General features: G+C 35.1%; 25 protein-coding genes and 1 other annotated feature. Of the genes, 5 read left to right on the plus strand and 20 right to left on the minus strand.

Annotated features, from left to right (window positions below; genetic code table 11):
* Positions 1–21 precede the first annotated feature (21 nt).
* From BN1058_RS09095 to BN1058_RS14175, 5 genes are all read right to left on the minus strand, one after another.
* Positions 22–948, minus strand: coding sequence for a manganese-dependent inorganic pyrophosphatase (locus tag BN1058_RS09095; RefSeq protein WP_090856279.1), 927 nt, complete (start codon positions 946–948; stop codon positions 22–24).
* A gap of 89 nt (positions 949–1037) precedes the next feature.
* Entirely contained in the window at positions 1038–2282 is a 1245-nt protein-coding gene (locus BN1058_RS09100; protein ID WP_090856281.1) for a glutamate-5-semialdehyde dehydrogenase, read from the minus strand.
* Positions 2283–2285: 3 nt separating this feature from the next.
* Positions 2286–3401 (minus strand): glutamate 5-kinase, encoded by a 1116-nt coding sequence (gene proB, locus BN1058_RS09105; RefSeq protein WP_090856284.1) that lies wholly within the window; start codon positions 3399–3401, stop codon positions 2286–2288.
* 73 nt (positions 3402–3474) lie between these two features.
* Positions 3475–3690 (minus strand) — a binding site (T-box leader).
* A gap of 92 nt (positions 3691–3782) precedes the next feature.
* Positions 3783–4853 (minus strand): branched-chain amino acid aminotransferase, encoded by a 1071-nt coding sequence (locus tag BN1058_RS09110; protein ID WP_090856287.1) that lies wholly within the window; start codon positions 4851–4853, stop codon positions 3783–3785.
* Positions 4854–5075: 222 nt separating this feature from the next.
* Positions 5076–5216, minus strand: coding sequence for a small, acid-soluble spore protein L (locus BN1058_RS14175; RefSeq protein WP_176694487.1), 141 nt, complete (start codon positions 5214–5216; stop codon positions 5076–5078).
* Between the two features lie 118 nt (positions 5217–5334).
* Here BN1058_RS14175 and msrA point away from each other — a divergent pair, with 118 nt between their 5' ends.
* Entirely contained in the window at positions 5335–5856 is a 522-nt protein-coding gene (gene msrA / locus BN1058_RS09120; protein WP_090856293.1) for a peptide-methionine (S)-S-oxide reductase MsrA, read from the plus strand.
* Positions 5857–5976: 120 nt separating this feature from the next.
* On the opposite strand, the gene hisIE is transcribed toward msrA, so the two are convergent.
* From hisIE to BN1058_RS09160, 8 genes are read right to left on the minus strand one after another with little or no spacing between them, the layout of a single operon-like run.
* Positions 5977–6633 (minus strand): bifunctional phosphoribosyl-AMP cyclohydrolase/phosphoribosyl-ATP diphosphatase HisIE, encoded by a 657-nt coding sequence (gene hisIE / locus BN1058_RS09125; RefSeq protein ID WP_090856296.1) that lies wholly within the window; start codon positions 6631–6633, stop codon positions 5977–5979.
* Positions 6623–7381 carry an imidazole glycerol phosphate synthase subunit HisF gene (gene hisF / locus BN1058_RS09130; RefSeq protein WP_090856299.1) on the minus strand — a complete coding sequence of 253 codons (759 nt, stop codon included), beginning with the start codon at positions 7379–7381 and terminating at the stop codon, positions 6623–6625. The genes hisIE and hisF overlap by 11 nt, the downstream gene beginning before the upstream one ends.
* Positions 7378–8085, minus strand: coding sequence for a 1-(5-phosphoribosyl)-5-[(5-phosphoribosylamino)methylideneamino]imidazole-4-carboxamide isomerase (hisA, locus tag BN1058_RS09135; RefSeq protein WP_090856302.1), 708 nt, complete (start codon positions 8083–8085; stop codon positions 7378–7380). Before hisA ends, hisF begins: the two co-directional genes overlap by 4 nt.
* Positions 8082–8681 (minus strand): imidazole glycerol phosphate synthase subunit HisH, encoded by a 600-nt coding sequence (hisH, locus tag BN1058_RS09140; RefSeq protein WP_090856305.1) that lies wholly within the window; start codon positions 8679–8681, stop codon positions 8082–8084. The genes hisA and hisH overlap by 4 nt, the downstream gene beginning before the upstream one ends.
* Positions 8678–9265, minus strand: coding sequence for an imidazoleglycerol-phosphate dehydratase HisB (gene hisB / locus BN1058_RS09145; RefSeq protein ID WP_090856308.1), 588 nt, complete (start codon positions 9263–9265; stop codon positions 8678–8680). Before hisB ends, hisH begins: the two co-directional genes overlap by 4 nt.
* A gap of 10 nt (positions 9266–9275) precedes the next feature.
* A complete protein-coding gene (gene hisD, locus BN1058_RS09150) occupies positions 9276–10559 on the minus strand; it encodes a histidinol dehydrogenase (RefSeq protein WP_090856311.1) in 1284 nt (427 codons plus the stop codon).
* Positions 10556–11176, minus strand: coding sequence for an ATP phosphoribosyltransferase (hisG, locus tag BN1058_RS09155; protein ID WP_090856315.1), 621 nt, complete (start codon positions 11174–11176; stop codon positions 10556–10558). Before hisG ends, hisD begins: the two co-directional genes overlap by 4 nt.
* 10 nt (positions 11177–11186) lie before the next feature.
* Positions 11187–12299, minus strand: a complete 1113-nt coding sequence (locus BN1058_RS09160) for an ATP phosphoribosyltransferase regulatory subunit (RefSeq protein ID WP_090856318.1) — start codon at positions 12297–12299, stop codon at positions 11187–11189.
* Positions 12300–12505: 206 nt separating this feature from the next.
* On the opposite strand from BN1058_RS09160, the gene hisJ reads away from it, so the two are divergent.
* Positions 12506–13333 carry a histidinol-phosphatase HisJ gene (gene hisJ, locus BN1058_RS09165; protein ID WP_090856321.1) on the plus strand — a complete coding sequence of 276 codons (828 nt, stop codon included), beginning with the start codon at positions 12506–12508 and terminating at the stop codon, positions 13331–13333.
* A 67-nt stretch (positions 13334–13400) separates the two neighbouring features.
* Here hisJ and BN1058_RS14345 read toward each other — a convergent pair whose 3' ends face one another.
* The 4 genes from BN1058_RS14345 to BN1058_RS09180 all read right to left on the minus strand — a co-directional run bounded on the left by BN1058_RS14345 (position 13401) and on the right by BN1058_RS09180 (position 18615).
* Entirely contained in the window at positions 13401–13547 is a 147-nt protein-coding gene (locus BN1058_RS14345; protein ID WP_176694488.1) for a hypothetical protein, read from the minus strand.
* Positions 13548–13620: 73 nt separating this feature from the next.
* A complete protein-coding gene (parC, locus tag BN1058_RS09170) occupies positions 13621–16074 on the minus strand; it encodes a DNA topoisomerase IV subunit A (protein WP_090856325.1) in 2454 nt (817 codons plus the stop codon).
* 15 nt (positions 16075–16089) lie between these two features.
* On the minus strand, positions 16090–18042 hold the full coding sequence (gene parE / locus BN1058_RS09175; protein WP_090856328.1) for a DNA topoisomerase IV subunit B: 1953 nt from the start codon (positions 18040–18042) through the stop codon (positions 16090–16092).
* Positions 18043–18201: 159 nt separating this feature from the next.
* Entirely contained in the window at positions 18202–18615 is a 414-nt protein-coding gene (locus BN1058_RS09180; RefSeq protein ID WP_090856332.1) for a CoA-binding protein, read from the minus strand.
* A gap of 201 nt (positions 18616–18816) precedes the next feature.
* Here BN1058_RS09180 and plsY point away from each other — a divergent pair, with 201 nt between their 5' ends.
* From plsY to yidD, 3 genes are all read left to right on the plus strand, one after another.
* Positions 18817–19404: a glycerol-3-phosphate 1-O-acyltransferase PlsY gene (plsY, locus tag BN1058_RS09185; protein WP_090856335.1), complete on the plus strand. Its 588-nt coding sequence runs from the start codon at positions 18817–18819 to the stop codon at positions 19402–19404.
* A 150-nt stretch (positions 19405–19554) separates the two neighbouring features.
* Positions 19555–20481, plus strand: a complete 927-nt coding sequence (gene folE2 / locus BN1058_RS09190; RefSeq protein WP_176694489.1) for a GTP cyclohydrolase FolE2 — start codon at positions 19555–19557, stop codon at positions 20479–20481.
* Between the two features lie 10 nt (positions 20482–20491).
* Entirely contained in the window at positions 20492–20716 is a 225-nt protein-coding gene (gene yidD / locus BN1058_RS09195; RefSeq protein ID WP_218054214.1) for a membrane protein insertion efficiency factor YidD, read from the plus strand.
* Positions 20717–20863: 147 nt separating this feature from the next.
* On the opposite strand, the gene BN1058_RS09200 is transcribed toward yidD, so the two are convergent.
* Genes BN1058_RS09200 through BN1058_RS09210 form a run of 3 tightly spaced genes read right to left on the minus strand, consistent with a single transcriptional unit; the run spans position 20864 to position 23870 of the window.
* Positions 20864–21163 (minus strand): hypothetical protein, encoded by a 300-nt coding sequence (locus BN1058_RS09200; RefSeq protein WP_090856344.1) that lies wholly within the window; start codon positions 21161–21163, stop codon positions 20864–20866.
* Positions 21164–21583, minus strand: a complete 420-nt coding sequence (locus BN1058_RS09205; protein ID WP_090856347.1) for an acyl-CoA thioesterase — start codon at positions 21581–21583, stop codon at positions 21164–21166. It lies immediately after the preceding gene.
* Between the two features lies 1 nt (position 21584).
* Positions 21585–23870 (minus strand): AAA family ATPase, encoded by a 2286-nt coding sequence (locus BN1058_RS09210; RefSeq protein ID WP_090856350.1) that lies wholly within the window; start codon positions 23868–23870, stop codon positions 21585–21587.
* Positions 23871–23878: the final 8 nt, after the last annotated feature.

Here is a 23878-nt window from a genome sequence, read left to right on the forward strand (position 1 = left end):
AGTTGTCTTTTCTTATCATAATTATGCTAGTGCGTCTTGGATATTCGGAACAATTTGTTTCTTACGTGAAACAACGCCTTTTAGTAACGCTTGGTTATTTGTTAATGTTACATCAAATGCTTTTTCTACTACTTTTTGTTTGTCACCTAATACAAGAATAACAGAATCGTTATTCAAAATATCTGTTACAACGAAGGTGAATAAGGAAAGTCCTTTTTCAGTTATTTTTTCTTGTATCGTTGATTCGATTTCTGCCTGTTTGTTTAAAATATCGTTTGTATCTACTGTATTTACTTGTGCAACTTCTACAATATGACCCGCCATATTGAATTCTTTTGCATCTAATGATATTAACTCTTCTACTGTTTTATCACTTAAATCTGCTCCAGCTTTAAGCATATCCAATCCATACACTTGTTCGTCAACTTCTGCAATAGCAGCTAGTTCTTTAGCGGCTTGCGTATCTTCTTGGGTACATGTTGGTGATTTGAATAATAATGAGTCTGAAATAATTGCGGATAACATCAATCCTGCAATTTCTTTTGGAATAGTAACTTGATGTTCCTTAAATAATTTATTTAAAATCGTAGCTGTACAACCAACAGGTTCTGCACGGTAATAAACTGGATCATTTGTTTCAAAATTTGCGATTCGGTGATGATCAATTACTTCTTTTACTCGCACTTGTTCAATATCATCTACACTTTGTTGACGTTCATTATGGTCGACCAAAATGACGGTCTCCACTTCATTTGATACCGTTTCTACATATCTAGGTGCCTGAACGTTAAAATGGTCTAAAGCGAATTGTGTTTCATTATTTACTTCACCTAGACGTACAGCTTCAACATCTTGACCTAATTGTTGTTTTAAATAGGCATAAGCAAGTGCCGCTGTTATAGTATCTGTATCTGGATTTTTGTGTCCGAATATTAGTGTTTTGCTCAATGTGTTTCTCTCCTTTATCTTTTGCATTGCCTTTAGAATGAAAAATCCATATCTATTGTAACCTAAATTGTACATTGTTTCATTAAGTTTTATTTTATTTGACCATTTCCATGTAACGTGTATTTGGTTGAAGTGAGTGCTTGTAAACCCATTGGCCCTCTTGCATGTAGTTTCTGTGTACTAATGCCTATTTCTGCACCAAACCCAAATTCAAATCCATCAGTAAACCGAGTAGATGCATTATGATAAACACATGCTGCATCCACCTCATTTAAAAACTGGATCACATGTTGATCGGTTTCAGAAATAATTGCTTCTGAATGCTTTGTTCCATATTGATTAATATGATTGATTGCTTCGTCTACATTTTCAACTGTTTTAATTGCTACGGTTTTATCTAGATATTCCGTATGCCAATCTTTATCTGTAGCTAAGGGTAGCTCCTTGCGATAACCTGCTATGGTTTTATCAACATACATGGCCACATCATGATCATATAGCGCGTTTATTAACTGATCTCCGTATTGTTCAAACCATTGCTTATCTACTAAGATAGTTTCGATCGCATTACATACAGATGGTCTTTGTGTTTTCGCATTAATTGCTATTGCAATACTCATCTCTACATCAGCTGTTTGATCAATAAAAAGATGACAATTACCGGCACCTGTTTCCAACACTGGTACAGAAGATTTTTCAACCACCGTATCGATTAATTTTTTGCTTCCCCTTGGAATTAATACATCTAAATGTTCATTCAAACGAAACATTTTTTCTGCGGTAGCACGACTGGTATCTTCCACTAATTGAACGGCATCAACAGGTAGATCAGAGTGTGTTAACGCTTCTTGAATAACACGAACCAATGCAATATTTGAATGAATAGCAGAAGAGCTACCACGTAATAATACGGCATTTCCAGTTTTTAAACAAAGGCTAGCAGCATCTACTGTAACATTTGGTCTAGCTTCATAGATAATGCCAATCACACCAATAGGTACAGTCACTTTTTTTATTGCTAAACCGTTGGGCCTTTCCCATTCTGCTTGAGTAGAGCCAATTGGATCATCCAACTTAATTAGTTGTTGTAATGATTCAGCCATTCCTTCAATGCGTTTTTTATCTAAACGTAATCGATCAATAATCGCATCAGATATTCCTTTTTCTCTTGCTGCTGCAATATCGTTTTCGTTCTCTTTCAGAATGTATTCCTGCTGACTTATTAATGCATCAGCAATTAATTGAATAGCTTTGTTTTTTTGAGCTGTTGTTGTACGACTTAATTGAATGGTTGTTTCCTTTGCCTTTTTTGCAATTGTTAAAAGATCATTCATCTTTTATACCCCCTGTAATGTTAATACTAAATGATCACGATGAATTACTTCAGACTTATGCTGGTTTGTAATATGCATCGCGTTGGAACTACGCATCCCTTTAATTTGATGAATTTCTGCTGAATTGTAGTTAACTTTCCCTTTTGCAATAACATTTTGTTGATATACTATTTCTACTACATCATTTTGTTTAAAGTCACCTATAACAGCAAGAATTCCTGCAGGTAGTAAACTTTTCCCTTTTTTTAGTAAAGCATCTTTCGCACCATCATCAACAACAATTTGACCCGAAACCTTTGAGTGAAATGCAATCCATTGCTTTTGCTTTCTTACATGTTGCGTTTGATGATTTCCAATGTACGTACCGTCACCGTTTCCATTTAAAATATCGACAAACTTATTATTTCCACGCCCAATGCCAACGAAGGTATGGACACCTAGTGATAATGCCGTTTGCGCAGCTAGTAACTTCGACTTCATTCCACCAGTTCCAACTTTCGAGCTGGAATCTTGGCTTGTTTGACTAATTAACTCATCTGAAATATGATCCAATTGATTGTAACGAATAGCATCTGCATGATAATTTGGATTTGCACTGTATAAGCCGTTAATATCCGTTAACATAATTAAATAATCTGCATTAACTAAACCGCTAATCAGTGCTGATAACATATCATTATCACCAAAGGTTAACTCATCAATGGCCACAGAATCATTTTCATTAATAATTGGAATGACGGAACGCTTTAATAATTCATTAATGGTTTGATATACATTACTAAATTGTTGATGATGAATGAATACATCTCTTGTTACAAGTAATTGTGCACTAACGATACCAAAGGTTTTAAATGCCTCTGCATACGCCTCAATCAATAAACCCTGCCCTACAGCAGCTGCTGCTTGTTTACCCGATACCGTTACAGGTCGACTAGAATAACCCAAGTCTCTAAATCCTGCAGATACGGCACCGGATGAAATTAAAATCACTTCTACTCCTTGTTTCATTAATGTTGCAATAGCGCTTGTATGTTCCTGCAGTTTGTTTATACTTAAACTTCCATCTTGCTCTGTCAGTGAACTGCTACCTATTTTAATTACTACTCGTTTATTTGCCATGTTGTTCGCCTCTTCTTACTACTTTTCATATTTGTTTATACAAAAAAACCTTTCTCATCCTATACAAGTTACTGTAAAGGACGAAAAAGAGTTAATCCGCGGTACCACCTTTGATTGACAAGTGAAACTTGCCCACCTTTCCCATAACGCTGGGATAGCGAATGAAGTTTATTCTTCTTAGCTCTGAGGTAGGTTCGATAAAAAAACGATCATGGAAGGACCTTTCAGCCAACGGATCCTATTCTCTGTCATTGCTTGTATATCTACTAATCCTCATCACAGCTTTTATCAATATATTTATTTCATATTATGCTTTAGAGACATGCAAAAGTCAATGAACTGTAAGAATAACTGTCGTCTATTTCATGCTAGTTGGTTCATTTATAACTGTATAATCCAATCAAATCTATCTTCTTCTTTTCCATATTGAATCCCTGTTAACGTATCATAAAGCTGCTTAGATATTTTCCCTGTTTTACTATTGTTGATTTCTAACATTTCCCCGTTCCAAGCTAACGTTCCAATTGGAGAAATAACGGCTGCTGTACCTGCACCAAATGCTTCTTCTAATTTGCCGGCTTGATGCGCTTGATAAATTTCATCCATTGATATTGTTCTTTCGGTAACTGGAACATTCCAATGTTTGAGCAGTTGAATAACGGAATTACGTGTTACACCTTCAAGGATACTTCCATTTAAGGCCGGTGTAACAATTTCACCATCAATCTTGAAAAAGACATTCATACTGCCAACTTCTTCAATATATTTTTTCTCTAAACCATCTAACCACAACACTTGTGCAAATCCTTGCTCCGCTACAATTTCTTGTGCTTTTAAACTTGATGCGTAGTTTCCTGCTGTTTTTGCCTCTCCAGTACCACCTTTGACTGCTCGAACATATTCATTCTCAACCGCAATCTTAACGGGATTAATTCCTTCTTTATAATAAGCCCCCACTGGTGACAAAATTATAATAAATTTATACTGTTTAGAAGGCGCAACACCTAGATAAGGTTCTGTTGCAATTACAAATGGTCTAATATACAAGGATGTTCCAGGTGCATTTGGAACCCATGAAGCATCTAATTTAACTAGTTCTTTAATTGCTTGTAATGCGAGTGCTTCGTTAATTGTTGGAATGCACATCCGTTCATTGGAACGATTCAAGCGTTTAATGTTTTTTTCAGGGCGAAATAAATTCACATCTCCTTCATCGGTTAGATATGCTTTTAATCCTTCAAAAACCGTTTGACCATAATGATAAACCATTGCTGCTGGATCTAAGGTAATTGGTTGATAAGGTACGATTCTTGGATCATACCATCCCTTCTCTTGATCATAATCTAAAATAAACATATGGTCTGTAAATATTTCACCAAACGTCAAATCAGTTGGATTCGGTTTTTCTTTTTTGGAAGTAGTTTTCGAAATTGCTATACTATGTTCTGTCATAATTGATGTCCCCTTGCTTATTTAATTCTCAAATTCGGTTATTTATTATTACTATTTTATTACTAATCAGTGCCATTGCACAACCTATTTTAATTAAAAAATTCAAATAATTTAAAAAATAATTAATTAAAACTAATTTCTTTTAATCAATTCTTTTCTTTGATTAACTAAAAAGATCACTAGAAATTACTAGCGATCTTTTTTTAGAAGAATTATTCTACTTTATCTTTTCGTATTGTCTTTTTTTGCTTTTGCTTCTAATTGAGAAAATGGCTGTTGATCTGCCTTATCCTCAGTTATACCTTGTGGATTCAATCCTGCCTTCTTTTGTCGGTTGTTTCGACTACTTTTTTGTCGATCCAAATTACTCACCACCTTTTCCTTTAGATTTTGTTTTTGCATAATATCTATACATTTGAATGGACAAAATTCTTTTTTTTCGATACAGTTAACCATACGATAAATAAGGGGGAAATAAAGAATGACAAAAGAAATAGCAACGTTTGCCGGTGGTTGCTTTTGGTGCATGGTAAAGCCATTTGATCAATGGGATGGTGTTTATCAAGTCGTATCAGGTTATACTGGGGGACATATAGATAATCCAACTTACGAAGAAGTGAAATCAGGTAGGTCTGGACATTATGAAGCAGTTCAAATTACATACAACCCCGAAATAATACAATACCAACAAATACTTGATCTATATTGGCCACAGATTGACCCGACTGATCCGGATGGACAATTCCATGATCGTGGACAACAATATCGAACAGCTATTTTTTATCATAATGAAAAGCAAAAAGAGTTGGCATTATTATCTAAGGAAGCCTTACAAAAATCGAATAAATTTAAACAAGAGATTGTTACACAAGTGTTGCCAGCGTCTACTTTCTACCCTGCAGAAAGCCATCATCAAGATTTTTATAAAAAAAATGAAAAAGAATATCTTAAAGATCGTGCCAAATCAGGTAGAGATGAATTCATTAATGATTACTGGAAGTAATTTTATTTATGTAAAAGCTCAAAGCTGAGTTTTTACAATTGATATTGTTTACATAATATATTTACAGTTGACAGCCAGACACGGAGAACTTTTTAAATAAAAAACCAGAAAGAAGAAGTTTTACCACTCCTTGATTTCTGGTCTATCTCCCTTACTATTTCCTTTTTTTAACGTACGTCTAGCGAGTTCATTTTTTACTTGATTGAGAGAAACATTTTGTTCACTCATTAATACAAAGGTATGATATATTAAATCACTTACCTCAAGCACTACTTCTTCTGGATCTTGATTTTTGGCAGCTAAGACTACTTCTCCTGCTTCTTCGATTACCTTTTTGGATATCTTATCAATCCCTTTGGTAAATAAGTAGTTTGTATAAGAATTTTCTATAGGATGCTCTTTTCTTTCTTGTATTTCTGTCATCATTTCTTCCATTACGTTCCAGTCGTTTTTAACCGATTTTCCTTTTTGTTGATACACTTGATTGAAAAAACATGAAGTTTCTCCTGTGTGACACGCTGGACCATTTGGGTTTACATAAATTAAAATACTATCTTGATCACAGTCAAGTGAGATAGAAACCACTTGTTGCGTATTTCCTGAAGTTGCTCCTTTATGCCACAATGTTTTTCTTGAACGTGAATAAAACCACGTTTGTTTTGTTTCTAATGTTTTTTGATAGGATTCCTCATTCATGTATGCTAACATCAATACTTCTTTTGTATTTGCATCCATAACAATCGCTGGTAACAGTCCTTTTGAAAAATCAGGATTCACGGATATTCACCTCTTGTCCTTTACAACTGTCTTTCACTTCTTTAATTGTAAAAGTATTTTCATGAAAAATGGAAGCAGCTAACCCCGCCGAAACATCTGTTGCTTTAAATACTTCAGAAAAATGGTCAGGATGTCCGACACCCCCTGAGGCGATCACTGGAATACGCACCGAATCAACAATTGCTTTTGTTAAAGCAAGGTCAAAACCATTTTTCACACCATCAGTATCTACACTTGTTAACAGAATTTCTCCTGCCCCACGTTTTTCAACTTCCTTTGCCCACATAACGGCATCTAACCCACTATCTTTTGAGCCACCATGCGTCATCACATGCCACCCACCATCAAATTGTTTGGCGTCTATTGCTACAACAATACATTGTGAGCCAAAACGCGATGAAGCGTCTGTAATTAACTTAGGATTGTTTACTGCTGCGGAATTAATCCCTACTTTGTCTGCTCCAGCTTGAAGTAATACAGTCACATCATCAATCGTGCGCACACCACCACCAACCGTAAACGGAACAAACACATTCCTAGCCGTATCTCGAACAATATCAATCATTGTCTGCCGACCTTCATTCGTAGCAGAAATATCTAAGAAAACAATTTCATCTGCTCCAGCTTTTGAATATGCTTCTGCCATCGCTACAGGATCTCCTAGCTCTCTTAAACCAACAAAATTGGTCCCTTTTACGACTTTTCCTTCTTTGACATCTAAACATGGTATAATCCGCTTTGCTATCATGAATCTGCTCCCCTCAAGGTTACTCTCCCTTGATAAATCGCCTTTCCTACAATTACTTCCTTTATTCCGATTTTTTCTAAAGCATCTATATCGTTGTTATCTTTAATTCCGCCTGATGCGACGATATTACAAGTTACCGCGTCATTCATTTGCTTCAATGCATCAATGTTTGGTCCTGACATCGTACCATCTTTTGAAATATCCGTAAAAACGATCGATTCTACACCTAATTGCTCCATTTCTTTAGCAAAAGTAATCGCATTAACTTCTGATACAGTTTCCCACCCGTGGGTAGCTACTTTCCCATCTTTTGCATCAATTCCAATAACAATATGTGATGGATACTCTGCCAAGACTGCTTTTAGGAAAGATGGATCTTCTATTGCAGCTGTTCCAAGCACTAATCGATCCGCACCCGCTTGAATTAGTTTCTCAACAGTCTTTATTGTTCGAATGCCCCCTCCAATTTGTACAGGAACCGTAGCTATATCACATAACTTTTCGATTAACTCGTATTGTCGTTTTTCTTCGCCATCTCGAGCACCATCTAAATCAACTATGTGAATAATCTGCGCACCATCTGCAATAAAAGTGTTTAATTGTTCAATTGGATCATTTGCCACTTGTTCCGTTTTACTGAAATCCCCTTGATATAACCGAACACATTTTCCATCAATTAAATCTATAGCCGGTATAATTTTCATTTTGCCACCTCTTTTAAGAATACTTGTAATATGTTTCTTCCAACTTCACCACTTTTTTCAGGATGAAATTGAATACCGTATATATTGCCCTTTCTTACAATAGCAGTGACATTAGGGCCATACTCCGCTGTCGCAATCATATATTTCGGATCAGTTTGTGCCATAAATGAATGAACAAAATAGACGTGCTGCTCTTGAAGATGAGAAAAAGCGCTATCTTTTGCAACTATATTCAACGCATTCCAACCAATGTGCGGTAGTAAGTAAGGTGTTTCTATTTTTGTTACCGTACCGGGAATCAAATCTAGTCCTTTTGTTCTGCCACCTTCATGCCCTTCTGTAAAAAGCAACTGCATACCAAGGCAAATTCCTAAAAATGGTTTCACTTCAGCTAGTTCTTGTAATACGGATTTTAACTTTCTTTTTTCAATTTCTTCAATCGCTGCTTGAAATGAACCGACGCCAGGTAAAATAATATGTGAAGCCTTTTTTAATATAATTGGATTATCGGTAATGATAACATCGTATCCTAACTGTCTAAAAGCTGTTTCAACACTTGCGGTATTTCCCATCCCGTAATCTACTATGGCAATCATTCAATTAACCCCTTGGTTGAATTTACGCCTTCAATCGAAGAATCAATTTGAATAGCTTGAGCTAAAGCTCGTCCTAATGCTTTAAATATAGCTTCCACCTTGTGATGTGTGTTTAGCCCATAAAGAATTCGTGCATGTAAGGTAATACCGGCTTGTACTGCAAAAGCTTGCAAAAACTCTCTAACAAGTTCCGTATCAAAATTACCTAATTTTTGATTTTCAAATGTTGCATCTAATACGAGATAAGGTCGTCCGCTAATGTCCAAAGAAACAAAACCTAACGTTTCATCCATTGGAACATAGGCTGTACCATAACGTGTGATTTGCTTTTTATCACCTAAAGCTTCCCTAATAACTTGTCCCAATACAATAGCAACATCTTCAACGGTATGGTGACTATCAATATGCAAATCACCATCCGCTTTTACAGTCAACCCTATACGGCCATGTCGAGCAAATAATTCTAGTATATGATCAAAAAATCCAACCCCTGTTGTGATAGAAACTTTTTTTGCATCGTCTAAATTAACCGCAACTTCAATAGCTGTTTCATTTGTCTTTCTTGCTTTATTCGCTATTCTCATCTATTCACCCTCATTTCTGATTGATTCTTTTTTCCACTGCTCTTGCATGACCAGCTAAAGCTTCTTCATTAGCAATCGTTATAACATCATTAGATACTTGTGATAAAGCATCTTCTGAATAATAAATAAATGTTGTTTTTTTCATAAAATCATCGACAGAAAGTCCAGAAGAGAATCTAGCTGTTCCGGAAGTCGGTAATACATGATTTGGACCAGCATAGTAATCACCTAGAGATTCGGGAGTATAATGTCCTAAAAATACTGAACCTGCATGCTTGATTTTTCCTAAATAGGATAATGCATTATCCAAGTGAATTTCTAGGTGTTCTGGAGCAAATTGATTAGACAAACGAAATGCTTCATCTAAATCGCGACATTTGACGTAGGCACCTTGATTCATTAATGCTGTTGCAGCAATTTCTTTTCTCGGTAACACGTCACATTGCTTCTTCACTTCTTCCTCTGTAGCTTTTATTAATTGCTCAGAAGTAGTAAATAAACATGCTCTAGCATTCGTATCATGTTCTGCTTGTGCAATCAGATCTGCTGCAATAAAACTTGGATTAGCTGAATCGTCTGCAATAATTGCTACTTCAGATGGACCAGCAATCATATCAATACCTACATCACCATAAACGAGCGCTTTTGCTGCAGCTACATAGGCATTACCTGGTCCAACTATTTTATCCACACTTGGGATCGATTCTGTACCATAAGCCAAGGCCGCAACAGCCTGAATACCACCGACTTTATAAATATTTGTTACACCCGCTATGTCAGCTGCTACAGATAGAATAGGTGCTATTTCTTCCCCGTCTCTTGCTGGTGTTACCATTATAATTTCTTCTACACCGGCAAGCACAGCAGGGATTGCATTCATCAATACAGAAGAAGGATAGCATGCTGTACCACCAGGAACATAGATACCAACACGTTCAATTGGTCGGTGCAACTGACCAGAAATAATAGCGTCATCGGTTTGCATAAGACGAGAATTCTGTAGTTGTTTTTTATGAAATGATCTAATGTTTACGGCTGCACGTTTAAGTGCATCAACTGTTTGTTGATCAACTTTTTCCCAAGCCTGCTTCCTCTCGATTTCAGAAACATGCCAATTGGTTGGAACAAAATGATCAAACTTCTTTACGTACTTTGTTAATGCTTCATCACCTTGAACACGAATAGCTGTAATTACTTCTTTCGCTACTTGAAAATATTGATCATCTGTTTGATTTGTTTTTTTCTTTTGAATAAATTTCTCCTGAAAATCAGCCGGTTTATATGTTTGTATCATACATGTTCCCCCTGTTTCTGAAAAGATTCAATAATTGGAGCAAGTACTGCACGCTTGATTTTTAATGATGATCGATTCGCAATACATCTGGCACTAAACGAAAAGAATTCTTCTTGCACAACTAAACCATTTTCTTTTAGTGTTGTCCCTGTTTCCACAATATCAACAATTCCATCAGCTAAACCTAAAATTGGTGCTAATTCCACCGAACCTTCTAGTTTTATGATATCAACTGATTCACCTTTATTTCTAAAATGTTCTTTTGTGATACCGGTATACTTACTTGCAATCTTCTTTTTTTGATCAGGCCAAACTTTTCCTTTTTCAGTAGCAACCGCCATACTACAATGACCAAATGGTAATGGAATTAAATTATAAACATCCGGTTGAAACTCTGCTAATATATCACCACCAACAATTCCTAGATCAGCAATCCCATGCTCTACATAGGTGGTAACATCTGGTCCTTTAGCAAAAATAAATTGAAAGGTATCTGTTTCAACACGTAGTTTCCTTCCTTTATTTATAATAGGCTCTACATCATAGTTTAAAGATTCAAAAAACTTAATAAATTGCTTTTCTAACCTACCTTTTGTTAAAGCGATTGTTGGTTTCATGCTACACCACCTAATTAATTTTAACGATCTGGTTATCTACATTAATAATTTTATCATAGTTATCTCTATTTTTTATTTCATATTGAATGTCCACGAGTGCATTCGGATACAATGTACGAAGCGTTTCTGCTTTGACATGGGTTTCTATTGAAGCAAGAATGCAGATTTTCTCTTTGGACTGTTGGTTTTTGAAATGTTTAGCTAATACATCAAGATCAAAAGCTAAACCTACAGCAGAAACTTTCTCATCAAATTGTTCATATAGCTTATCGTATCGTCCACCGGAAAAACAACTTTCCCCTTTTTCTTTTAAATATCCTCTAAACATGGTACCGCAATAGTAAGGTAAATTTTTCACCCTACCTAAATCAATCAATACTTCACCAACTCCACTAGATTCAATTACTTTGGCTAAATCCATTAAGTGACTAAAAATATTGCTTAATCGTTGATTGTCTTTCCATATCGATTGATACTTTTTTAATTCCTCTACAGTTCCATATGCATCTATTAATTGAGTCAGTTGTGCAGCCTTCTCTGGTGAACCATGGTTTAATGCAATATCATACACAATGTCTTTTCGCTTATCATGCATCGCCTCGCGTAAGCAACTTTCTGTTTTCTCATCTAATGAAAGGGAGGCAGTCAGCTCTTCGAAAATTCCTGTATGACCTAATTCAATCAGATAATTAGTTATTCCTAGCTCGTTTAAGTATGCAACAGCTGTTAATACACTCTCTGCTTCACCTAGAAAAGGTTCTGTTCTTATCATTTCAATTCCTGCCTGTTTAGACTCGATCCCATCTTTATCATTTCGAAAGACTGAACCTTCATAAAACCATTTTGTTTGCGTCGATTGTTGGGTAATAAGAGCTCTTGCTATAGCTGTTGTCCAATCTGCTCGTAATACTTCAATTTCTCCTTCTCTGTTAAACCATTTCAACAAGCTATGTAACTTCATCCCTACATGTGGGTTCGTAAATGTCGTTGCATATTCTACTACGGGAGTCGAAATGGCTTTAAATCCTCGAGTGATAGCAACTTTACGAAATAACTCGGTTGCCTTTGCCTTCTTATCTAAAATTAATCCCGTTTCATCTTGACTACCTTCAGGTAAAAACAATGAACAAGCACCTCCTGACACTTTAATACATTACCGCTTTACTTAGGTAAAGTAACTGTTGTACATACAATAGCATGATTACATCTGTTTCGTCAATAAAAATTTCCAAATGATGTTTTTTATAAAACGTTACGTTACTACTATAAAACAGCTTTTCATTACTATACTATGTAAGTTAGAATATTAAAAGAGAGGTGAGAAAAACGATGCAAATTAATGGTGACTATCATATTCATACAAACTATTGTCCACATGGTTCATCCGATCGTATGGAGGAATACGTACAAGCGGCAATTAAAAAAGGACTTAATGCCATATCATTTACGGAACATGCTCCTTTACCACCATCATTTACGGACCCAGTACCAAAAAAAGACAGTGCCATGCGACTCGAAGATGTTGAATCGTATATTAGTGAAGGAAATAAATTAAAAGAACAGTATAAAGACAAATTGAAAATAAATATTGGTTTTGAAGTAGATTATATTAAAGGATTTGAAGCAGAAACAATGGAATTTCTTAATCAATTCGGTGAAGAAATTGATGATGCAATTCTGTCTGTACATATGCTTCAAACGTCAGATAATTCTTACGTTTGTCTTGATTACAGTGTAGAAGCATTTTCTGAAATCATTACCTTATTTGGCTCTGTTGATGCAGTCTATCAGGCATATTTCCAAACTGTTGCATCCAGTATTAACGCCGATCTTGGTCCTTTTAAACCAACAAGAATTGGACACATTAATTTAGTGGAGAAATTCTCTAAACAATATCCACCAATAAATAACTATGAGAAAGAAATAATCAAACTATTACATTTGGTGAAGCAGCGCAATTACACATTAGATGCGAATACAGCGGGGTTATATAAAGAATTTTGCAAGAAAATGTATCCTCCTAAAAACATAATGGAAACAGCAAATGAATTAGGTATAGCATTAATTCCTGGTTCGGACAGTCACACCGCAAAAACAGTAACGAGAGGTTTTGACAACTATCCTTCCACGATTATCCTTGCAAATCCACATAAATAGAAATACTATCGATATAAATATAAAACGAAAGCGAATGCCTTCTTAGACATTCGCTTTCGTTTTTCGTTTATTGAAGTGTTTGATCAATGGTACCTTCCATATTTATATCTTGAATTTGTTGCTTTGTTATTTCCGTACCTTCTTGTTCAAACTGTTCTATTTCTTGCCTTTGTTGTTCTTGACTTTTTGAATTATTATTTGGCTTTCTACGCATTTATATGATTCACCCCAATCTTTTTTTTATTATTTGGGGAATAAATCATAAATATACATATTATTTATTCTAATCAGTTGTTATTGTCTTCAAAAACTTTCGTGTAATTTGCTTGTTTCCAACTATCGACTACAGCACCTGTTTCATCCGTGTCTAATATAAATGATCCATTACTATAACGATCACTCACACTTAACTCCATTGGATATAATGTCTGTTTTTGTCCACTCTCTGTAGATACATGGACAATATCTTGTTGATCTACTAATAATAAATCGACTAATCGATGAGGTTTCTGTTTTAACTCGCGTAACATGGCTTGTCCTCGTTTTGCACGAGACATTTGCTCGAAATCACCTAATTTCATTCGTTTAGCCGCACCTCTTTGAGTGATCGCTACTAAATGAACGGCTTGATTAGCTGCTTCCCATACGACACCATTAACAACCACTTCATTTTCTTTAAGTTGAATCGCTTTTACACCAGCAGCTCGCTGACCAATTGGGGTAAGCTCTGATTCTTTAAACCATAGACCATACCCTCGATTTGAAGCGATAAAAATATCTGCATCCCCATTTGTACAATCGACGTTTATTAATTGATCGTCGCCTTTTAAATTGATAGCCACTAAAGCTTTTGAATAACGCTGTGCTTCATATAAATCTAATTTACTTCGTTTTATCATTCCGTTCTTCGTAATAAAGATTAGATAATTCTCTTTACTAAAATCACGAACAGGTATCGCTTTAATAATACATTCCCCTTTATCTATTGGAACAATATTAGAAATATGCTGTCCAAGATCTTTCCAACGAATATCTGGTAGTGTATGAACGGGTGCAAATATATATTTTCCCTTATTTGTAAATAAGAGAATCGTATCTGTTGTGTTTATTTCATGTAATGCAACGAGATGATCATCTTCTTTTATTGCTAAATCTTCCCCATTCGAGGCGGCATAGGAGCGTAAACTGGTTCGTTTAATATAGCCATCTCTTGTTACGGATAGCAATACATCTTCACTTGCTACCATCACTTCAAGATTAATCTTTAATTCTTCAATTTTATTTTCTATTTTTGTTAAACGAGATGTATTATATTTTTTCTTTATTTGCTTTAAATCTGATTTAATAACTGAAAATAATTTGTTTTCATCTGCGAGAATTGCTTCTAATTCCCCAATTTTTATACGTAATTCTTCTGCTTCCTGTTGTAAGGACGTAATATCTGTATTCGTTAAACGATATAATTGCAAATTAACAATTGCTTCTGCTTGAGCTTCCGAAAAACCATAGGCCGCTTGAATTTTTTTCTTTGCATCCTGTTTATCTTTTGATGCTCGAATGGTTGCAATTAACTCATCTAAAATAGATATGGCTTTTATTAACCCTTCAACAATATGGGCACGATTCTTCGCTTTCTTTAAATCATATGTAGATTGTCTCGTTACTACCTCTTTTTGATGAGAAATATATGCTTCTAGTAATTCATTTAATCCTAGTAACTTCGGTGTCTTATCTTTAATTGCAACCATATTAAAGTGATACGTAATTTGTAAGTCTGTATTTTTATATAGGTAATGCAAGATGCCTTCACTTTCTGCATCTTTCTTTAATTCAATCACAATGCGTAATCCAGTTCGATCTGTTTCATCTCGTACTTCTGCAATACCTTCTACTTTTTTATCAATACGTAATTCATCCATTCGCTTTACTAAAGCAGCTTTGTTTACTTCATATGGAATCTCATCGATAACAATTTGTTCTCTATTCCCTCTCAAAGCTTTAATAGCAGCTTTACCACGGACAACTACTTTTCCTTTTCCGGTTTCGTATGCTTGTTGTAATCCTTCTACACCTTGAATAATTCCACCAGTAGGAAAATCAGGCCCCTTGATGATTTTCATTAATTCTTGAATAGAAATGGAAGGTTGATCAATCTTTTTTACAATGGCATCAATAACTTCACCTATATTATGAGGTGGTATGTCAGTTGCATATCCGGCTGAAATACCTGTTGAACCATTCACAAGTAAATTAGGAAAACGAGCAGGTAATACAACAGGCTCATCAATTGAATCATCAAAATTAGGAATATAATCTACTGTCTCTTTATCTATATCTCTCAATAATTCTGATGAAATACTAGATAAGCGTGCTTCTGTATAACGCATCGCAGCAGGTGGATCCCCATCCACACTACCATTGTTTCCATGCATCTCAACGAGTACATTACGAACTTTCCATGTTTGACTTAAGCGAACCATCGCTTCATAAACAGAACTATCTCCATGCGGGTGATAGTTACCAATTACTGTACCGACAGTTTTAGCTGATTTTCTAAATGGTTTATCAAATGTATTCTTTTCTTCATGCATCGCATATAAAATTCTTCGTTGTACTGGCTTTAAGCCATCTCTGGCATCAGGTAACGCGCGATCTTGTATAATATATTTACTGTATCGACCGAATCGATCACCAATTACTTCCTCTAAGGGTAAATCAAGATACTTTTCTGTTGAAGCCAACTGTCTTACCTCCTCTTACGTATGAATATTTTCATTATCCATAATATTTGCATCTTCTTGTAAACCAAATTCCACATGGGATTCAATCCATTTTCGTCGTGGTGCCACTTTATCTCCCATGAGTGTCGTTACACGGCGTTCTGCACGAGCTAGATCATCAATCGTTACACGAATAAGTGTTCTTGATTCAGGATTCATCGTTGTTTCCCACAATTGATCCGCATTCATTTCGCCAAGTCCTTTATATCGCTGCAGAAGATATCCATTTTTTAATTCTTTAATAATCTTTTTCATTTCATCTTCATTCCAAGCATAATGGATTACTTCTTTTTTGCCTTTTCCTTTTGCTATTTTATAAAGTGGTGGCAGCGCAATATATACCTTGCCTGCTTCAATAAGTTCTCTCATATATCGATAGAAAAAGGTGAGCAATAATACTTGAATATGCGCACCGTCTGTATCAGCATCGGTCATAATAACAATTTTATTATATTGCACATCATCTAAATTAAAGTCTCCACCTACGCCAGCACCAATCGTATGAATGATCGTAGCAATCTCTTCATTTTTAAAGACATCCGCTAATTTAGCTTTCTCTGTATTAATTACTTTACCTCGTAGTGGGAGCACAGCCTGAAACTTACGATCCCTACCTTGCTTAGCAGATCCACCAGCCGAATCACCCTCAACTAAATATAATTCATTTTTTTCCGCATTTCTGGATTGTGCTGGCGTTAATTTTCCGCTTAATAAAGAATCTTTTCTTTTTTTCTTTTTTCCATTTCTCGATTCTTCACGAGCTTTTCTTGCAGCCTCTCTAGCTTCTTTTGCTCGTACAGCCTTCTTTAACAGCATCGTAGCTATTTCTGGGTTTTCTTCTAAGAAATAAGCAAGATTTTCGGATACAACAGCATCTACTGCAGAACGTGCTTCAGATGTTCCTAACTTTCCTTTGGTTTGTCCTTCAAACTGTAGTTGTGCTTCAGGTATTCGGACAGACACAATTGCAGTAAACCCTTCTCTTATATCATTACCTTCTAAATTCTTGTCCTTTTCTTTTAACAGATTCATTTTTCTTGCGTAATCATTAAAGACCCTTGTGATCGCTGAACGTGCACCTGACTCATGTGTACCACCATCTTTGGTACGAACATTATTTACGAAAGAGAGCATACTCTCTGCATATCCATCATTAAATTGAAAGGCAAAATCAATTTCTAGCTGTTGTTGCTCGCCTTCAAAAGCGACAACAGGATGAAGTGTATCTTTTTCTTCATTCAAATAAGCTACAAATGATTTCAATCCTTCTGGATAACAGAAAGATTCTGTTTGTTCTATTCGCTCATCTTCTAGCACAATTTCAAAACCTTTTAATAAAAAGGCTGCTTCTCGTAGTCTTTCAGCTAAAATTTCATATTGAAATGTTGTTGTAGAAAAAATAGATGAATCTGGTTTAAATACAATGGTTGTTCCGGTTTTTTTTGTTTTCCCGACCACGTCTAAACCAGTTTCTGGTAACCCTCCTTGATGAAAGGATTGCTGATATATCTTCCCTTCTCGGTGTATAATTACTGTTAACCATTCTGATAATGCGTTAACAACTGATGCACCAACACCATGTAACCCACCAGATGTTTTATAACCACCTTGTCCAAATTTACCTCCAGCGTGAAGTACAGTTAGAATAACTTCAGGTGTTGGTCTTCCAGTACGGTGCATCCCAGTTGGCATTCCTCTTCCTTGATCGGTAACAGAAATACTATTATCTTTATGTACTTTAACAACAATTTTCGTTCCAAATCCAGCTAACGCCTCGTCAACTGCATTATCTACTATTTCAAACACAAGATGGTGTAAACCTCTTGCATCTGTACTTCCGATATACATGCCAGGTCTTTTTCGTACAGCTTCAAGTCCTTCTAAGACCTGTATGGAATCATCGGAATAAGCGCTTGTTTGTTTATTCAACGTAAGTGCCCCTTTCTCAAAACACTAGTAACAAACACTATGTTACCATAAAATCGTGAAATATCTATATTTTAGAACAAATGTTTGAGTAAATAAATGAGATATTTTACTATTTCCAACAAAAAAATCTCTGTATCAACAGAGATTTTTGCTACTATATCATTGTATCATTCCATATGCGACTTTAATGCAGTAATCCATAATAACCGAAAAATCTCGTTCTTTCAACCAATCATACACTTCTTGATCAAAAATTCCTTGTTGTGCCCAGAATACTTTGGCATCTGTTTTAATTGCATCTTTAGCCACATCTTGAAGGAAGATGGATCTCCTAAACACATTAATAATATCAATCTTTTCAGGTACATCATCTAAAGAAGGGTATGCTTTTTCACCAAGTGCTGATTCAATCGTAGGATTAACAGGAATAATACGATAACCCTTTTCCTGCATTATTTTTGCAACTTGATAGGATGTTTTTTCCGGTTTATCAGATAAACCAACAACTGCTATTGTTTTTGCATTTTGAAGAATCTCTTTTATCTCTGCTTGACTTGGATGTTTATAGTCCATTTACTACTCCTCCTATTTTACTCAGCATCGTAATTTTAGATAAAAAATAACACAAAATGCTAAGTCCCGTACTGATTATACCATTCCCTTTTTAACGGTTTAAAAACATCGTTTCTCTTTAATATACAAAATAACTATACATTCTCTAAGCATTTCGTGTTAAAATAACGATACTGTATTTTAGTAAAAGGAGTAAGCATCATGACATATGTATTATTATTAATAGTAGCTTATCTAATTGGTTCCATTCCCTCTGGCTTAATCGTTGGAAAGATCGGATATAACATCGATATTAGAGAACACGGGAGTGGTAACTTAGGTGGAACCAACACTTTTCGTGTATTAGGAATAAAGGCTGGAATCATTGTTACACTTGCAGATATCTTAAAAGGAACACTCGCAACATTATTACCACTACTCTTTCAAGTGAGTGCAGATATTAACCCGTTAATCATTGGTATTTTTGCCGTCGTCGGCCATATGTACCCTGTTTTCGCAAGATTCAAAGGCGGAAAAGCAGTAGCAACCTCTGCAGGTATGTTATTAGGTCTTAGTCCATTATTATTTGGAATGATGATGTTATCTTTCTTCATCGTCTTATTTATAAGTAAATATGTCTCTTTAGCTTCCATGGTTACTGGTGTTATTTCAATTATTACAACCATTTTCCTAGGCGACACTGGATTACTTATCGTAACTAGTATATTAACACTATTTGTATTTTATCGACATCTTGCCAACATCAAAAGAATCATTAACAAAACAGAACCAAAAATTAAATGGATGTAGGCTAGAAAAATAAGAGATTTACTCATGAATAAACTAGTGAGTAAATCTCTTTTACTATCGTACATCCCGATGACGTAAGACATAAAAATTGAACGTGCTCTTTTTTTAAATTATACTTTTAGACAGCAGCTAGTGAAAGGGGTTTTCATGATGGGGATAGGCATAAGCAGAAAAATAAAACTACCCAGCAAGTATGAAAGACATAAATTATTTGGATCTGTAGAACCGGGTCCAAAAGTAAAGCCTACTGAAAAAGGGGTAATGGCCGATTTGCAGAACACACAAAATGATTTTTTGTTTGATTTAGATGCTGTGGGCATTGCAAATGTTAAATACCCAGTTAAAATAAATAGTGACTTAAATCCTTCTTTACAAACATCTGTTGGAGAGTTTTCTTTCTCTTCAACAGTCTCGAAAAATAGCAAAGGGACAAATATGAGTCGATTTACAGAGCAATTACATGCTTATCTTTCAGATGGCTCATTTGATCTATCTATCTCAAATTTAAAGGTTTTCACTAAAGAATTAGCAGAACGTTTAAAGCGAAATGATGCATTTTTAGAGGTCTCATTTTCTTGGTTTTTTGAACGCAAAAGTCCTTCTGCTGCGTTTAGTGGGTTAAATCATGCTGATGCATATATTCAAATAAACTATAATAAAGATTTTGGTTACGACATTATTACAGGATTAACTGGAACAATCACCACCCTTTGTCCTTGTTCAAAAGAAATCAGCGAATATAGTGCACATAACCAGCGCGGAAAAATGACAATGGAAATTGAATTAAACAAAGATTTTGATGAATCAGTTGTTGATTGGAAAACATTTTTATTAGAAGCAGCTGAAAGCAATGCTAGTGCCCGTATTTATCCTGTGTTAAAACGACCTGATGAAAAAATGGTAACAGAACAAGCGTATGAAAATCCTCGTTTTGTTGAGGATATGGTTCGATTAGTTGCAGCAGATTTATATGAACAAGATTTTGTACAAGCTTTTCATGTGATTTGCCGTAATGAAGAATCCATTCACTTACATGATGCCATTGCATCTATTACTTATGATAAAACAAACGAATAGAAGTGATAAAATGAAATATATATTTATTGGATTGATTCGATTTTATCAAAAATTTATTAGTCCTGTGAAACCACCAACCTGTAGATTTTACCCAACGTGTTCACAATACAGTTTGGAAGCGATCAAACGCTTTGGTGGATTCAAAGGTGGCTACTTAATGATTAAACGTATTTTGAAATGCCAGCCATTTCACCCCGGTGGTTACGATCCCGTACCAGAAAAACATAAAAAATAGCCGAAGTAAAACCTTCGGCTATTTTTTATGTTCTAGATATACTGTTTTGGCTTAAAATTTTTTATAATAAACGTATTTGTGCTTATTGAGAAAATAGCATTGGGCGAAGTTCCTGTTATATTTAATCAAAATCAATGCTTATTTTTGTTATAAATGAAATCGTTGAATTTGTGCATGTTTTCCTTCTTTTATAAGGATTTCTTTTTGTTTAGCTCCAAATAAGTCAAAATGAGGATACGTTTTATCGTGATGTATCCAATCAGGGGATAATTGATACTTTTCTCCCCACGCGATTAATTTATCTAGATCATTACATCCTACTTTTGTTACTGTATTACAGTTTGGGAATCGCTCATCCAACCAATAGTGTGTTAGAAATGCAATCTTTCCACTTGTAACTGTTTGTTTCCATTCATTTAACTCAGCACGTTTTAATCCAAATGCCATTTACTCATCTCCCAAAGCTTTTACATACGCTTGGTGCCATTCTGGAAACTTTTTTCTCAATGACGTCGGCTTAAAGTTTTCTTTTTTTACAATGACATGTTTGGTTGTTCCAGAAACAGCAATATTACCATCTTCGTCAGTTACCTCATATCGATAAGTTGTTCGTATGCCATCATAGGACTCAAGCGAAGTATGAACATATGCTTGTTGCCCATAACGAATTGGTTGTTGAAAGTAAACATGTGCATCAATGACTGGAGAAACAATGCCTTGATCCTCCATCGCAGCATATTCAAAACCAAGTGCTTCAATAAAAGCAGTTCTCCCGATTTCAAACCATACTAAATAATTAGCATGATATACTACCCCCATTTGATCGGTTTCTTGATAACGTACTTGTATTGGTGTTTTTACTTTCATCTCAACTCTCACCTTTCACTGCAAACCATGCATTTTTAACATCTTCTTCTGTTAATAAACTAAAAGAAGAGGCATGATCTTCTGATTCTTCCATACGTAATGCTTGGAATTGAATTGCTTCATCAATTAGATTAACAACAAAACGAGCATTTCCGTTTATTTGATGCTGTTGAAACTGTGTCTTTAAATATGCTTCCGCATTACTTGCTAACCGATATTGATACCTATTAACATGATAGTGGGTTATTTCGATTAATTCTTCTGCATTATAATCTGGAAAATGAAAATATTTCTTAAAACGAGAAGCTAGCCCAGGATTACTAGCAATGAATTGTTCCATTTCCTTTTTGTATCCTGCTAGAATAACAACTAAATTCTCATTATGTTTTGTCATTTCATCAACTAATGTATCAATTGCTTCTTTACCAAAATCATTTTGACCACGAAAAAGAGAATAAGCCTCATCAATGAATAGAACGCCGCCAAGTGCTTCTCGAATTTTTCGCTTTGTTTTTATCGCTGTTTGCCCAACATACCCAGCTACTAAATCACTTCTTGATGCTATGACAAAGTGTCCGCGTTTCAATAACCCACATTCTTTCAATAAATGGGAATATATTTTAGCAACAGTTGTTTTCCCTGTACCAGGATTACCTGAAAAGACAGCATGTAACTGGATGGGTACTGATGGATAGCCTTGTTGCTTACGCTTCTGTTGCATTTTTACAAACGATGATAACTTTTTTACTTCTTCTTTTATATTACTTAGCCCAACTAAAGCGTCTAGCGACTGCATTGGATCATCTGTATTCGCATTTTTTTTCATAATATGTAAGTCTTGTTGATCTATTCGCATATGATCTAACCAATTATCATTTTCTTCAATCGTTTCTGATGCACCTTTATTGAATATTGCTTTTAGAACTAAATCACGAACTGTTCTTGCATTTCCAAACGTATCATCTACTTTTGATTGATCAATCAACGTTTCGAAGTGTTTTAATGCTGTATCCGTAAAGAAATAGTCATTATTCAATGCTGTATGCTCCGCAATATGCAGTAGCTCTTCCATTTCAAAATCAGGAAGCGTGATAAAATTTTGATCAGGAAATCGGCTTCTTAATCCTGGATTTGACCATAAAAATTGTCGCATCTCCTCAGGATAGCCTGCTAATATGACAGCAAATTTATCTCCATATTCTTTACCAGTCATTGCAGATACAAGGGTATCAATTACAGCCTGACCATAATCATTTCCTTGTTGATCTTGTCGTTTCAGACTATATGCTTCATCAATAAACAGTATCCCACCTAAAGATTGCTTAATATAAGAGATGGTATTTTCTTCACTTTGTCCTACGTACGATCCAACAAGATGAGAACGATTTACTTCAATCACTTCTTTTGATTCTAATAAACCCAATTCATAATAAATTTCAGCTAATAGTCTTGCAATAGTTGTTTTTCCTGTACCAGGATTTCCTGTTATCACCATATGTAAACCCTGTTCATCCACCATTTGAAAGCCTAATTTTTTTCGATCCTGTTGGTATTTTAAATAATGATAATATTTCTTCATATAGGTTTTTACTTCATCTAACCCAACCATCTCTTTTAATTTCTCAAGTGCTGTTTTATGCTCGTTTGATTGAAAAATAGATGGAATGGATTTATATAAATCTTCCTGTAAACGAACGACTTCTCGAATATAATTATTTATTTCAGACACCGGTACTCCACTACGCTTATTTTGTAACAGTTCAATGGCATCTTCTAATGTAGTGGTAAAATCAATAATTGTTTTCTTTATTTTTCGATAGGTTTCATCCATATCTTTATTCGCTTTAGATGCTTGTATCGTATGGTTTTGCAAAGTGTGTAAGATATCAAGCCATTCCATCATTTTTTTTAATTTGGCCGGATCAAAATCAGTCTCTCGTACGGACCAATTGTTAATGTTTATGTTCTTCAATTGCAAATAAAACTGATAATATAATTTTATTTCATCAATCGATTGATAAACATGGATTGATGCATCATGTGAACGTGCCTTATTTAATAAAAAATCAATTAGTGTATCCTCATCCGTATGCCTTTTTAGGCGGTAAAATGCTAACATCGTATAAAGAGTAGCTATCGTTTCGTTTTCCATGCTCAATTTTTTCTCATTTATCTGATTTAATAAGCGAAGAACTTCTTGTTCTGTCAAAGGTGGTAATTCATTAATTGACTTCCAACTATTTATTGTAACTTCATCTGTTTTTTGCGTATGTATCGAACCAATCATCTAAACAG

Origin of the sequence: Paraliobacillus sp. PM-2 (assembly GCF_001368815.1) — a bacterium.
In the GTDB taxonomy this organism is placed as follows: domain Bacteria; phylum Bacillota; class Bacilli; order Bacillales; family Amphibacillaceae; genus Paraliobacillus.

Coding starts and splice junctions, on each gene's coding strand:
- BN1058_RS09100 (WP_090856281.1), bottom strand. CDS start 2,282: ATGAATGATCTTTTAACAATTGCAAAAAAGGCAAAGGAAACAACCATT.
- proB (WP_090856284.1), bottom strand. CDS start 3,401: ATGGCAAATAAACGAGTAGTAATTAAAATAGGTAGCAGTTCACTGACA.
- BN1058_RS09110 (WP_090856287.1), bottom strand. CDS start 4,853: ATGACAGAACATAGTATAGCAATTTCGAAAACTACTTCCAAAAAAGAA.
- msrA (WP_090856293.1), top strand. CDS start 5,335: ATGACAAAAGAAATAGCAACGTTTGCCGGTGGTTGCTTTTGGTGCATG.
- hisF (WP_090856299.1), bottom strand. CDS start 7,381: ATGATAGCAAAGCGGATTATACCATGTTTAGATGTCAAAGAAGGAAAA.
- hisA (WP_090856302.1), bottom strand. CDS start 8,085: ATGAAAATTATACCGGCTATAGATTTAATTGATGGAAAATGTGTTCGG.
- hisH (WP_090856305.1), bottom strand. CDS start 8,681: ATGATTGCCATAGTAGATTACGGGATGGGAAATACCGCAAGTGTTGAA.
- hisB (WP_090856308.1), bottom strand. CDS start 9,265: ATGAGAATAGCGAATAAAGCAAGAAAGACAAATGAAACAGCTATTGAA.
- hisD (WP_090856311.1), bottom strand. CDS start 10,559: ATGATACAAACATATAAACCGGCTGATTTTCAGGAGAAATTTATTCAA.
- hisG (WP_090856315.1), bottom strand. CDS start 11,176: ATGAAACCAACAATCGCTTTAACAAAAGGTAGGTTAGAAAAGCAATTT.
- hisJ (WP_090856321.1), top strand. CDS start 12,506: ATGCAAATTAATGGTGACTATCATATTCATACAAACTATTGTCCACAT.
- BN1058_RS14345 (WP_176694488.1), bottom strand. CDS start 13,547: ATGCGTAGAAAGCCAAATAATAATTCAAAAAGTCAAGAACAACAAAGG.
- BN1058_RS09180 (WP_090856332.1), bottom strand. CDS start 18,615: ATGGACTATAAACATCCAAGTCAAGCAGAGATAAAAGAGATTCTTCAA.
- plsY (WP_090856335.1), top strand. CDS start 18,817: ATGACATATGTATTATTATTAATAGTAGCTTATCTAATTGGTTCCATT.
- folE2 (WP_176694489.1), top strand. CDS start 19,555: ATGGGGATAGGCATAAGCAGAAAAATAAAACTACCCAGCAAGTATGAA.
- yidD (WP_218054214.1), top strand. CDS start 20,492: ATGAAATATATATTTATTGGATTGATTCGATTTTATCAAAAATTTATT.
- BN1058_RS09200 (WP_090856344.1), bottom strand. CDS start 21,163: ATGGCATTTGGATTAAAACGTGCTGAGTTAAATGAATGGAAACAAACA.
- BN1058_RS09205 (WP_090856347.1), bottom strand. CDS start 21,583: ATGAAAGTAAAAACACCAATACAAGTACGTTATCAAGAAACCGATCAA.
- BN1058_RS09210 (WP_090856350.1), bottom strand. CDS start 23,870: ATGATTGGTTCGATACATACGCAAAAAACAGATGAAGTTACAATAAAT.